The organism is Flavobacterium sp. YO12, assembly GCF_004119495.1.
Classification (GTDB): Bacteria; Bacteroidota; Bacteroidia; order Flavobacteriales; family Flavobacteriaceae; genus Flavobacterium.
This window is the reverse complement of the sequence record NZ_NRQU01000041.1, coordinates 1-13,321: the sequence shown is the minus strand read 5'-3', so window position 1 is coordinate 13,321 and position 13,321 is coordinate 1. Positions and strand designations below refer to the sequence as shown.

General features: G+C 31.5%; 13 protein-coding genes. 3 read left to right on the top strand and 10 right to left on the bottom strand.

Going from position 1 to position 13,321, the window contains the following annotated elements; translation table 11 throughout:
* Positions 1–105: 105 nt before the first annotated feature.
* Positions 106–1,497, top strand: coding sequence for a M20/M25/M40 family metallo-hydrolase (locus BOW55_RS13800; RefSeq protein WP_129024593.1), 1,392 nt, complete (start codon positions 106–108; stop codon positions 1,495–1,497).
* A gap of 362 nt (positions 1,498–1,859) precedes the next feature.
* On the opposite strand, the gene BOW55_RS13795 is transcribed toward BOW55_RS13800, so the two are convergent.
* The 10 genes from BOW55_RS13795 to prmA all read right to left on the bottom strand — a co-directional run bounded on the left by BOW55_RS13795 (position 1,860) and on the right by prmA (position 9,607).
* On the bottom strand, positions 1,860–2,165 hold the full coding sequence (locus BOW55_RS13795; RefSeq protein WP_089058105.1) for a hypothetical protein: 306 nt from the start codon (positions 2,163–2,165) through the stop codon (positions 1,860–1,862).
* A gap of 3 nt (positions 2,166–2,168) precedes the next feature.
* Positions 2,169–2,621, bottom strand: a complete 453-nt coding sequence (locus BOW55_RS13790) for a hypothetical protein (RefSeq protein ID WP_129024592.1) — start codon at positions 2,619–2,621, stop codon at positions 2,169–2,171.
* 89 nt (positions 2,622–2,710) lie between these two features.
* Positions 2,711–3,388, bottom strand: a complete 678-nt coding sequence (locus BOW55_RS13785) for a YiiX family permuted papain-like enzyme (protein WP_129024591.1) — start codon at positions 3,386–3,388, stop codon at positions 2,711–2,713.
* 163 nt (positions 3,389–3,551) lie between these two features.
* Positions 3,552–4,457, bottom strand: a complete 906-nt coding sequence (locus tag BOW55_RS13780; protein ID WP_129024590.1) for a hypothetical protein — start codon at positions 4,455–4,457, stop codon at positions 3,552–3,554.
* A gap of 19 nt (positions 4,458–4,476) precedes the next feature.
* A complete protein-coding gene (gene kdsA, locus BOW55_RS13775; protein WP_129024589.1) occupies positions 4,477–5,295 on the bottom strand; it encodes a 3-deoxy-8-phosphooctulonate synthase in 819 nt (272 codons plus the stop codon).
* 607 nt (positions 5,296–5,902) lie between these two features.
* Complete coding sequence (locus tag BOW55_RS13770) at positions 5,903–6,355, bottom strand: 2-dehydro-3-deoxyphosphooctonate aldolase (RefSeq protein ID WP_129024588.1); 453 nt, start codon at positions 6,353–6,355, stop codon at positions 5,903–5,905.
* Positions 6,356–6,443: 88 nt separating this feature from the next.
* Positions 6,444–7,028, bottom strand: a complete 585-nt coding sequence (locus BOW55_RS13765) for a lysoplasmalogenase (RefSeq protein WP_241686563.1) — start codon at positions 7,026–7,028, stop codon at positions 6,444–6,446.
* A gap of 202 nt (positions 7,029–7,230) precedes the next feature.
* Positions 7,231–8,403, bottom strand: coding sequence for a sterol desaturase family protein (locus tag BOW55_RS13760; protein ID WP_371414522.1), 1,173 nt, complete (start codon positions 8,401–8,403; stop codon positions 7,231–7,233).
* Between the two features lie 64 nt (positions 8,404–8,467).
* A complete protein-coding gene (locus tag BOW55_RS13755; RefSeq protein WP_129024587.1) occupies positions 8,468–8,743 on the bottom strand; it encodes an ATP-dependent Clp protease adaptor ClpS in 276 nt (91 codons plus the stop codon).
* Between the two features lie 30 nt (positions 8,744–8,773).
* Complete coding sequence (prmA, locus tag BOW55_RS13750; protein ID WP_129024586.1) at positions 8,774–9,607, bottom strand: 50S ribosomal protein L11 methyltransferase; 834 nt, start codon at positions 9,605–9,607, stop codon at positions 8,774–8,776.
* A gap of 114 nt (positions 9,608–9,721) precedes the next feature.
* Here prmA and BOW55_RS13745 point away from each other — a divergent pair, with 114 nt between their 5' ends.
* Positions 9,722–10,858, top strand: a complete 1,137-nt coding sequence (locus tag BOW55_RS13745; RefSeq protein ID WP_129024585.1) for a hypothetical protein — start codon at positions 9,722–9,724, stop codon at positions 10,856–10,858.
* Positions 10,845–13,154 (top strand): hypothetical protein, encoded by a 2,310-nt coding sequence (locus BOW55_RS13740; protein ID WP_241686562.1) that lies wholly within the window; start codon positions 10,845–10,847, stop codon positions 13,152–13,154. The genes BOW55_RS13745 and BOW55_RS13740 overlap by 14 nt, the downstream gene beginning before the upstream one ends.
* Positions 13,155–13,321: the final 167 nt, after the last annotated feature.

Sequence of the window (13,321 nt, the reverse complement as noted above, 5' to 3'; positions counted from 1 at the left end):
TGAGAAAGGTTTAGGGAAAAACTCGTACAGTTTTAAAAGATTTTTGTTCCTTTGTGATCTAAGCTAAAAAAAACTCAAACAAAAGACCAAAACGCTATAAAAACTATGAAAAAAACGATTCTTTTAACTGCTTTAGTTTTAAACGGATTGACATTATTTGCCCAATCAAATGACGAGAAAAACATCAAATTATTCTATAAGAAAGCCTTAACCGAAGCAAAATGTTATTCTTGGTTAGAATATCTGTCTAATGATATTGGAGCACGTTTATCAGGCTCGGCAACCGCAGAAGAAGCAGTTCAATATACCAAAAGACAATTAGAAAGTCTTGGACTTGATAAAGTATATTTGCAAGAAGTTATGGTTCCTCATTGGGTGCGCGGCGAAAAAGAAACGGCGTATATCCTTGACGGAAAAGTAAAAACAGCCGTTCCAATTTGTGCTTTAGGCGGATCTGTTGCAACGGCAAAAACAGGACTTACTGCAGAAATTATAGAAGTGCAGGGTATTAAAGAATTGAGTGAATTGGGAGCTGATAAAGTAAAAGGAAAAATTGTTTTTTATAACAGACCAATGAATCCTGAAAATATCGAAACATTTACTTCATATGGAGCTTGCGTAGATCAAAGATATGCTGGCGCAAAAGAAGCTGCTAAATTAGGTGCTGTAGGAACAATTGTTCGTTCGATGAATTTACGTTTAGACGATTTCCCGCATACAGGAGCACAAAGCTATGGCGATTTAAAAAAAGAAGAATATATTCCAACAGCAGCAATTAGTACAAATGGTGCCGAATTGTTGAGTAAATCTTTAAAAAGAAATCCAGCTTTAAAATTCTATTTTAAACAATCATGCGAAACTTTACCAGATGCATTATCTTATAATGTTATTGGAGAATTAACAGGAACAGTAACTCCTGAAAATATCATGGTTGTGGGCGGACATTTAGATTCTTGGGATTTAGCAGACGGTTCTCATGATGATGGAGCAGGAGTAGTACAAAGTATGGAAGTAGTTCGTATACTTAAAAACTTAAATTACAAACCAAAAAATACAATTCGTGTGGTATTGTTCATGAATGAAGAAAACGGTGGAAGAGGCGGAGCGAAATACGAAGAAGTTTCTAAACAGAAAAAAGAAAACCACATTTTTGCATTAGAAAGTGATTCAGGCGGATTTTCTCCAAGAGGATTTTCTATAGAAGCTGATGATGCTAATTTTAAGAAAATACAAGGATTTAAAGACTTATTTGAGCCTTATTTAGTACACAGTTTTACAATTGGGCATGCAGGTTCAGATATTGGTCATTTAACGTCTAAAGCCATCGTTAAAGCAGGTTTAAAACCAGATTCACAACGCTACTTTGATTATCACCACGCTGCAAATGATAAATTTGATGCTATCAATAAAAGAGAATTAGAACTTGGAGCGGCTACAATGACTTCGTTGATGTATTTATTAGATCAAAACGGAATTGAATTACCGAAAGCGAATTAAGATTTAAAAGTCGATAATACATAAAATAGACTGTCATTTTTTACAGTCTATTTTTTTTTGATAAAAGTAATCCCAGAGGGATGATGTATTTATAGAAAGAATAGTCATTTTATGGTAAAGCTCCAGCGATGTGGCATATATAAACAGAAAATAATTATGTCGCTCCGCTGGAGCTTTTTAACTTTGTATAATTGTTTTTCTATAAATATTATGCTTCTCTGAAGCAAAAATAATTTTAAATACCAAGTGAAAATCCCGGAGGGATGAAATATTTATAGAATAGAAGAATCGTGTTTTTAAGAAAGCTCCAGAGGAGCGACATATGTTTTGGGATAATTAAACAAATGATTCATAATTTGTATTTAAAGCCTTATCACAATCAAATAATACAAAAAAGTAATTGGAATATTAGAAAGCAGTATTAAAATCTTAAATGCAATCTCTTTTCGATATTCAGGTAAATGAATAAATCGATCCGTTAGATTCACTAGCATTATAGTATTTACTATTATTGCAGAAGATGCAAACGGCCATGCAATAACTAATACATTAGGGCTTTCATTCGAAATAATATAAAGCATAAATAAGATCGTACTAATAATAAAAGTGCCAACAGCCAATTCAGTCGATTGCTTTTCTTCAAAAGGTTTGTGATGCGTTGTTTTCATAAATTAAATTTTAAATGATTGCTGAATAGTATGAATTGGTTTTAAAAGCATTTTTGAAAAATCAAGATAATGGAATGGAAGTGCTCGTTTTCCTTTTTTGTACTGCTTGATAAAATATAGCAGTTTGTTTGGGTAAAATACAGTTCCAGAGAGTATAACCATAAATAAATACAGACTTCGTTTCCCGTTTCCAAAAAGATAATACTGCATTCCAATTTCTTCATATACAGAAATACCTGTATTTGTCAAGACATGAATAATATCATGATCTTCAAGTTTTTCTTGTATGTCGAAATGATTCTTATACAGGAAATTTCCTAATCCGCGGCCTAGACTTCCTTCAGGATAATCCATTAATTGCGTTTTATCAATTTCCCAAGGTTCATTCTTTTTAAAGTATTTTTGATACGGCTTTTTACTGCATTCATAAAGTTTTTCAATCAGATAATCTCGCATAAATATGTATTTAAAAGTTCTTTGAAATTCAAAGTAAAATAATAAATAAAAAAGCCAATTGATTTTTCGAATTAGCTTTTTGCTGTTTTTTAATAATTATCAACTACAGTTTTTAGTAAACTCGAATCTGAAAGATCAGAAGGAGCAACTACTTTCTCTTGAAGCGGAATTTCATTTCCATATCGTTCTTTTAATATTTTTTGAACTCTGACATCAGTTAAATTAAAATCTTTTAGTTCTCTTAATTTCGAAAGCTCAATGTCCGCAGCATTTTTATAAATTTTCCAAACCAGTTCAGAACAATAGATTCGGTTATCTGTCCATTCAAAGTAAGAATCATACTCTTTACCGTCAAACTGCTGGCTGTATTCTTTCATTTTTTGAAGAACAGCGGGAGTTAAAACTGAAGTATCTTTTAATCTTTTTACCACATATTTATTGTCTTTTCCATGCTGAATCCAATCCTCAAACGGAGTCAGTTTTATTGGTTGAACCGCTTCAAAAACAAACCATTTTCCGTTTATATCGTAGATAATACCGCAATGCGAGAACTTTGAGTTTGTAGCGATTCGTACGGCTTCGCATTGAGGAGATTGTGAGGTTTGAAAAATAATATCACCATCCTGAATTTTACTCACAACCTTATTTTCTGTTTTTGTTTTAGAAGAAAAGGGATTATTAGGAAAAACAGACATTGCTACAAATAAAGCAAGACCAAAGCTCAGTAGAAATGTAATTCCGAGAAATAGATATTTTTGTTTTTTCATGTTTTTATATTTGAAAGCTAAAATTACTTTTTTAGATGTTATATCAAATTTGTTTTGATAAAAAATTAACACAATCAAAAAGAACTTTGAATTACAAAGTAAATAATAAAAAAATAGTTACCAAATAAATGATAACTATTTTTAATTCTTTTCTTACGAAATATTAGATTCTGAAAATACCGCCAACAGCAATAATTCTTTGAAAAAAGAAAAAGTCTTGCGAGGCCTTATCTTCACTACTTACTGTAGTTCTAATATCCTGCATATTGATGTAACCGCCTTTTAATTCACCCTGAATATAGAAGTGTTTGAAAAAAGTAACATTGATACCCGCTTTTGCCGAAACACCGTAACCAGAAACGTGAAAATCATCGTGACGATCTTTTCCTAGTAAAGTTGTATTTGTTTTAGGATATAAAAGTCCAGCACCTAAACCTTCAGTTAAGTTAATTTGTACCTTATCTATATTTGGCAGACCAAACCATTTAGAAATATCATCAAATCTTGAAACCTCAGTATTAATGTAATTCAAACCATCTGTATGTTCATACATTAAAAAAGCTGGACCGTTTACATTTATTTCACCATTGCCATAACCACCTTCTTTAGCTCCTCCCTGAGACATATCGACAGGAGTATTGTTGTAATTACCATTGTAAATTGATGCAGGATCATCCGAAGGCAAATTGATGTATCCGTTAACATTTGCAATTTGATTCTGTGCCATTACATATTTCATGTGGTCTACACCAATTGTTACACTGTAATGATCACTAAAAAAATAACCTAACCTCAAATTGGTTTGCGGAATCGTCATGTTTACAGGATTGACATAATCAACATGCCAGCCTTTTGGTTTATCATGAGCCTTCATATTTTCAACTGTAAAGTTGTAATCTTTACCTCTGAAATTTACATCAGAGTTAGAATAACTTTCTCTGTTTCCACCCCACATCACAAAGAATTTTCCTTTATTATGAGCAGCGTATTTTTGTACCGGAATTTCCTCTTGGGCAAATGTGCTTAAAGAAACACAAATCAAGAAGAAAAATAAAAATTTTGTTTTCAAAGAACTTAGCATTATAAATTTAGAATGAGTTAACTGTTTTTCTAATAGCAACTAATTTTGTCATTAAACCTTCAAAATAGTCTAAGTGAAGCATATTAGCACCATCACTTTTTGCATTAGCAGGATCAAAATGAGTTTCGATAAAAATACCATCAACACCTACGGCAATACCAGCTTTGGCAACCGTTTCGATCATATCTGGTCTTCCGCCTGTAACTCCTGCTGTTTGATTTGGCTGTTGTAACGAGTGAGTAACATCTAGAACAGTAGTTGCATATTGCTGCATAGTAGGGATTCCTCTATAATCAACAATCATGTCTTGGTAGCCAAACATAGTACCGCGATCTGTAACCATAACATTTTCGTTGTTACAATCTAATACTTTTTGTACAGCGTGTTTCATGCTTTCCGGACTCATAAATTGTCCTTTTTTCAAGTTTACTGTTCTTCCTGTATTTGCAGCTGCCACAACTAGATCAGTTTGACGAACTAAGAAAGCTGGAATTTGTAAAACATCTACGTATTGCGCAGCCATGTCAGCATCTTCATTAGTATGAATGTCTGTAACTGTTGGAACGTGAAAAGTTTCAGAAACTTTTCTTAAAATTTTTAAAGCTTTTTCGTCTCCAATTCCTGAGAAACTGTCAATTCTAGAACGGTTTGCTTTTTTAAAAGATCCTTTAAATACATAAGGAATTTGAAGATTGTCGGTAATACCAACTAATTTTTCAGCAATTCTAAGAGCCATTTCTTCTCCTTCAATAGCGCAAGGTCCCGCCAATAAAAAGAAATTTCCGCTGTCAGTATGCTTAATTTGTGGAATATGTTGTAAGTTCATAAAATTATTTTTTTGCACTGCAAAGGTAGTCATGATTTATGAATAGCAGATGAAGATTTAAGATTATTTTAAGACCCCGAATAACTGGCTAAGAGCTTACTAGAATTAAACGAATTTTTAAATTTTCTTTAGAATGATTAAATGCTTTTTTCAAGACAATATTAAAGCATGGAAAGAACATGATAAATGACATTTATCATGTCCTGAAGTTTTACAGTTTAATGTTGTTTTTAGTTTTGACTAATACCTCTTTTCGATTTATTTTCTCTCCATCTTTTTACCAAAAATTGAATAATAATAACGACAAGAAGAATTAAGAAAGTCAACAAAATTAGTGCAACAATTGCTAAAAGAGGCATTCCGCATCTTGTTATATCGGGATGCTCATCATGAAACCTTGAAAAGTTTGTGGTGGCAGTATAGAAAGAAATAACAGAACAAACAATCTGTAGAAGAACATTAAGGATGAATACCTTTTTGAATTTAAACGAACCAGGTTTAACAATTGCAAATGTGCCAAATAGCAGCTGAGATAATAAAGGAAGAATAATTAAAATAAAAGGAATCGATCCAAACATTGTTACTTATACATTTATCAATTATAGATTTACTCTTTTTTCAAAGTTAATCCTATCGGAACCATCAAAATTCCTTTTTCATAAATATTCAAATACAGTGTTATCGGTTTTTTTTGTCCTTCCCAAGTCAATTCGTAGACATTTAAAAATCCAGCGCCCATATCGCTTCTTTTGGTAGGAAACGGACAGCAGGTCTCTAAACGTTTATAAGTGATTTTTTCACCATTTGGACCAGCTAAAGCGTTTAAAAAACGAACTTCGTTTGTGGCTTCATCTTTTGTATTTCTAAAAAAAATATTTACAGGATAATCAGGATCATAACCGTACTTTTTGTCTTTGCTGAATAGCGAAATAACAAAAGTATTGTTTTTACCTAATACCAAATCAGGCGCATTATCGTCTACATTTTTTAATGTTGATTTTGTACTGATGCAAGATGATACAGTAATTAGTAAAATAATGAAAAGAGCTGTTTTTTTCATGGTTTGATCTATTTTGGTCGTACAAATGTAAAAGGTTTTTTTGCGGTATAAATGCATTTAAAGAAGAAATGACTATTTGCATCAAATACTATTCAATCTTCTTTGGATTCAGTTTTAATATACCAATTACAATCAGATATTGTGCCACAAGATAAGTGAGCATGATAAAAAAGGAACTTTTCTCAATTGGGTTATAAAATTTGTTAATTGCCAGAATACTGTCAGAAATAACAAAAACAACCGCGCCAGAAAAAACTAATTTGTTGCCTGGTTCATTCCAATTTAAAAGTCCGTTGTAAGCAAACAAAAGCATAATCGAAATTACGCTGGCATAAACAATTACAGGTATTTTTAAATCGCCTAGTGAAGGTAATAACAGAGATAACATTCCAATTAAATAACAAGCAATTAGTATGGTGCCAATTCCTATTGCAATACTGTTCTTTTTTAAATTTCTTTTAGTCTGACGATTAAAAAGAATGCAGTAAACGATGTGAGAAATTAAGAAAGAAACTAAGCCTAGAATAAAATAGATTTCGGATATATCTGAAAAAAGCAATATTACATCGCCAATCCATGAGAACACCAAGGCAGTTAAAAGAATATTTTTAGTTGGGAAATTTTTATAGAAATAAACTCCAAAAATTAAAATTGGTATTAATATCGGCTTCAAAAAAAAGTTTAAATTTTCGTGTCCTAAAAAATAGAATAAGAAGATAAATAGCACTGAAAGCAATAAAGATTTTGAATAAAGTAGCGTTTCTCATTTTGTGGGTACTGTATTTATGGGTTGGTTTTGGATCGTTTTAAAATCAATTGTTATAAAGTATACCGATATTAAAAACGATAAACTCAAATAACCAAGAATAATATAATTACTTAGATAAAAAAACTTGATTTAAACCAAACCAATCGCCATAATAGGTAATAATTGCTGTTGCGACGGCCAAACGTAAACCTTCCCAAAAAACAGCGTACCTATTTTTGTCCATTAGTTCACAGTAACTATAAATAGTTATTAAGATGAAAAAACCGTAGATAAAAATGTTTGGAAGTCCGATTTTAGCAATATTATCAAACAAATAACTCACAAATAAAAGCGTTATTAAAAGTTGTGTAACAGACCAATAAATTAGTTTTTGAGAGTTTTGTGTGCCGTATTTCTCAAAATCAAAAACATTTTCGATTTTATTTACGGGATATTTTTCCTCGAAATTTTCTGGACGCCATCCAGTTGGTTTAAACCAAATGGTAAATTTATCTTTCCAGCTCTCAGAACGCCATGCATCTTTAATTAATAGGGTAAGATGCTGAAAATTTATTTTTATTGGATTCCAAGTATTAGCAGGTCTAGTGATTCCGAAAACTGGCGGAACATCATCCAATTCTGCTTGAAAAGTACCAAAAAGTTTATCCCAAAAAATAAAAATTTGTGAATGATTTTTATCTAAATATTCTGGATTTATAGCATGATGCACTCTATGATGTGATGGCGTAACGAGAATATGTTCAAGAATCCCCATTTTTTTAATGTGCTTAGTATGGTACCAAAACTGCAGGAATAAATGAAGTGGGAGTGTAATTGCAATTACCGAAGCTGGAACACCTAATAACGCAGCGGGAATTAATAAAAAAGTAAACAAGTTAGCCAAACTTGCAATAGGCTGACGCAGCGCACAAGCAAGATTGAATTCTTCGCTGCTGTGGTGAATAGCGTGTTTGTTCCAGAAAAGATTAATTTGATGCGCCCAGCGATGACTCCAATAACCATAGAAATCGATAACAAAAAAGGCGATGATATAAGAGAGAACATTAGCTTCTTGATGAAAAAGAGCAATTTTAGAAACCATCCATTCATAGGATATGAAAGTCAGGCTTAAGCCTAAAACGTCTTTTACAGAATTTGTAATGCCAGAACTAATACTAGACACGCTGTCTATCAAAGGTGCAGTATCGTCCTTTTTGTAAATGCCGTATATTTTTTCAATTACAATTAAAACTAAAAAAACAGGCATTGCGATAATCAATATCTTTCCATATTCTTCCATAAAAAAACATTCTATTTTATTTCAAATATAAAATAAAATAGAATGTTTTTTAAATTATTTGCAATTAAACAATTTCAGCGCTCAATCCTGCTTCTAAAAGTTGTGTGCATTGCGGTTTTAATTTGTCAATAGGCCCTGTTTTTACTGTGCATTTTCCGTTATAATGTACAATTAAAGAACATTGTTCGGCCTGCTCTGCCGTGTGACTGCAAACTCGCATTAAAGTATCAATTACATGATCAAAAGTGTTTACGTCGTCATTATAGACAATAATTTCGTTATTAAAACTTATTGCTTCCTTCTCACGGACTCTTTCTCTTACTTTTTCTTTAGTACTCATTGTTTTTAGGTTTTTGTACTGTTGTAATTACTAATTTACGTATTTTAATGAAACCCAGTTGTTTCTTTGAAATTTTTTAACATATGTCAGCCCTTTTTCAGTGCATGAAGCATCGATAAACGGAACATCTTCTTCATAAAAACCGCTGAATAATATAATTCCTTTTGGGTTCAAACTATCTACATAAGTCTGCATATCGTTTAGAAGAATATTTCTGTTGATATTAGCGATAATCAAATCATATTTTTTACCTGCTAGTAAAGCGGCATCGCCTTCGTAAACGGTAATATGTTTACAATTATTGCGTTCAGCATTTTCGATTGAATTCAAATAACACCAGTTGTCAATATCAATAGCATCAATAGGTTCTGCACCTTTCATTTCTGCAAGAATAGCTAAAATTGCAGTTCCGCAGCCCATGTCTAGAGTTTTTAATCCTCTTACATCCATTTCAAGTAAATGCTGAATCATCATGTGCGTAGTTTCATGATGACCAGTTCCAAAACTCATTTTTGGTTCAATTACAATATCAAATTCAGCATTCGTTTTTTCGTGAAAAGGAGCGCGAACATGGCATTTTCCGTCAACATCTATCGCTTCAAAATTCTTTTCCCATTCTTCGTTCCAGTTTACCTGATCGATTTCCTCAACAGTATATTCAATTTTAAACTCGTCAGATTGTAAAATATAAATATCATCCAGAATAGTTGAATCCCATAAATCTTTTTTTACAAAAGCCGAGATTCCGTTGTCTGTTTCTGTAAAACTTTCAAATGCTTTTTCACCTAATTCAGCTACTAAAATTTCTGATCCAAGCTCTTTTGGTTCAATCGTAAAATGATATCCTAAATATATATTTGACATAAATAAATTTTTTGCAAAGGTAAGAATACAAAGCAGAATTTGTTCATAAATAAATCATATTCTTTGAATTATTAATGTTAATTTTGAGCTTTATTCTGTAAGTTTTTTAGTACCATGAAAAATATTGTTTTAATCTTACTTTTTGTCGTTTTATGCTCTGGCAGCTGCAAAAAAGAGCATGAAGTAATTCGTTCCTTTTGTTATTGGAAAACAGATATGTATTTTTGGGAAGAGGATGATTCTCTAATTAAAAAATTGGATGTAAAACATATGTACGTTCGTTTTTTTGATGTTGATTATAATCCGTATTCAAAAGAACCGCTGCCTGTTGCAACAATTGGAGATATATCACTTCAAAAAAATAATATTGAAATTACACCAAGTATTTTTATTACCAACGAAGTTGTTTTAAAATCAGATAAAAAACAGCTGGATAGTCTGGCGGTAAGAATAGCTAAACGAATAGAACAAATTGGTCAAAAAATGAATGATAGGAAAGCAGAAACTCTTGCTTCAAATATTGTTTATCCAAAAGACTATTACAAACAGGAGAATTACAAACGTTTAAATTATGATTCGGTAAAATCAATCGAAGCAGCAAAACTAAAAGTGGATTTTAAGGAAATCCTGATTGATTGTGATTGGACTGAAAAATCACAGAAAAGTTATTTCTACCTATTGAAACAAATTAAAACTCAGTTTCCATCAGCAAAAATAGCAGCAACAATTAGGCTTTGGCAGTATAAATATGCAACAAAAGCTGGAATTCCATCAGTAGACAAAGGCTTATTAATGTGTTACAATATTTCAAAACCAGATGATCAGCAGACTAAAAATTCTATTGGCACAAGCGAAGAATTAGCACAATATATTACCCACAGCGATTACAAACTCAAATTAGATATTGCATTGCCATTATATAGCTGGGCAGTTGCTTTTAGAGGAAATCAATTTAAAGGGATCTTATCAGATTACGATCAATTAATAAAAGACAGCATCAAATTAAAGAAAATTTCTGATTCCAAATATGTTTTGCAAGATGATGTGCTGGTGGGACAGAGGTATTTGCGAAATGGTGATGAAATAAGAATTGAAAAAATTTCGGACAACGAACTTGAAAAAATGATTTCGATTGTAAAAAGTAAAATTCAAATCGATAGTCAAACCAAAGTGACTTTTTTCTCATTTGATAAAAAATACATAAACGATTATGGAACCCAAAATATATCTAAATATTATGAGAGTTTTTAGCACTTTACTTTTGGTTTTAAGCTTTCAGGTTTCTTTTGCCTGCGGATGGAGCGTATCGCCGGAAACCAGTCGTTTGGCTTTGTTTAAAGCACAGCGAGAAGGTTTCTTTAAGTTGACACCGTTTTATTATTCAGCAGATAATTATTATGCTACAAATACGATTTCTGACGCTGATCAGCAATTAAATTGTTTAGAATGGAAGAATAAATTAGGAAACAATATTAATCCTAATGATGTTTATGTGATTCTCTATGAAACAGATTCGGAACAATTTGAAACAGCTTATGAAAATAAAACTTTGAATAAAGTTTTTGAAAAGAATACTTTTGTTAAGGCCTTATTACAGCCAAAAAACAAACAATTTTTAAGCTATATTTTATTTGCTAAAAAACTGGAATACAATAGCAATACTGATGTTAAATGGGAATCATGGGGACAAATTGGTTATGAAAGTAAAAACCATAAATTGGCTGAAGTAACTGATTTTGAAAAAAAAATCAATTCGGCTAAAGATCCTTTTTTAAAACAACGATATGCTTTTTTGATTTTGAGGTATAGCTTTTATAATGCAGATCCACAAGAAGTGATCCGTTTGTATGATACTTATTTTGCTCAGAATAAAAAAACGATTTTAGAGCCGTGGGCTTTGTACTATAAGGCTTTGTGTGTAGAGAATAAAGCTTTGCAGAATTATTTATTAAGTCAAGTTTTTAATACTTGCGAAGAAAAGGCATTTGCGGTTTTACAACATTATAATTGGAAACTTACTGCCGAAACTTTGGCTTTGGCACAAAATGATGAGGAACGAAGCATAATTCTAGCAATTGAAAGTCTTAGAACTCCAGCTCCTGATTTAAAATCGATTAAAGAAATTTATGAACTAAGTCCGAACAGCTTGTTTTTGAGTTTTTTAATTGGTAGAGAAGTGAACAAACTCGAAGATTGGATTTTTACACCTCAATATACTAATGGTGGAAGTCCATCTGTAACTTTTAGCGATACAAATTGGTATGAAGATTACGCTAAAGCAAAAGCGGAGAATTTTAATAAAGATATTTTATACTTGCGAGAATTAGAATATTTCTTGATTTCAATTCGCGAACAAACTTCAGGAGAACAAAAAGATTATGTTACGGCAGCAATTGCTCAGCTTTGTTTTATTGATGATCAAATTGACGAAGGGAAAAAGTATACCAATATGATTTCTAATAAAGCGAATGCTTCTATACAAATGCAAAAGAATATTCAGCTCGCTTTGGTTTCTTTAAAGCAAGATGATTTAAAGAATGAGAAAGTTCAAAATCAGCTATATAATTATTTTAGTTCAGTTGAAAATTTGGTAGAAACGGATCATGGATTGTTTAAAAATTTATACAGTTTGTACCGAATCGCAGGTGATGAATTTTATAAAAAAGGCGATGGAGCTATGGCAGGTTTACTATCTATGAAAGCTGATATTAAAAATGAAGGCGAATATGTATCCTACAACAATCCATATTTTTATAGTTATATTGGTTATTTTGACCGAAAAGCAACTATTGAAGATGTTGATCGTTTGATGGCGCTACAGCAGAAAAGAGACAAAACACCTTTTGAAAAATATATTTGCTCAGGAACAATCGCACCAGATATTAATTATTATAAAGATTTAAAAGGAACCATTGCTTTTAGAAATAATAACTTGGAATTGGCTTATAAAACTTTTTCAAGTATGCCTCAGGATTTTTGGGAGAAGAATTATGATTTTAAAAATTATTTAAATGAAAACCCTTTTACGCCTAAAATCTTGCAAAAGCAGCAAGAACGCAAGTTTGATTATCGTTTTAATAAAACGGACTTTATTGCAAAACTGATTCAGTTAAAAAAGCAAAATACGGCAAGCAGTAATTTACAACTCGCGCACGCTTATTTTAATGTATCGTATTTAGGTAATTCCTGGATGATGACAGCTTATGATTGGACTTCAGGAGAATCGTACGTAGACTATGTTTATGGCGATAATACTGAGAATGAGAAGAAATACCAAAATGGCAATTATCATAATTTAAAAATGGCCAAAATGTATTATGAAAAAGCCTTAAAGATGTCTAAAAATACTAACGAAAAAGCAATGGCAAGTCTAATGATTTTTGAATGCAATTATTACAATCATTACGCTGATTTAGTTTCTGCAGAAGACGAGGAGAAAAATCCATTTAAGGCAGGGAAGGAGCTGGTTAATTTTTATTCTATTTATAAAACTACGCCGATATTTAAAAAATACAATTGCCCGCTTTTGAAATCGTTTATTAATTAGATTTAGTCAAAAAGTCAAAAAGGCGAAAGTCAAAAGTCAAAAGACGAGAGTGAGAGAATAAAAAAAAGCGTTCGCTGTGCGAACGACTTTTATTATAGTCAGATTACGTAATACTAAATACTAAATACTAAATACTAAATACTAAATACTAAATACTAAATACTAAA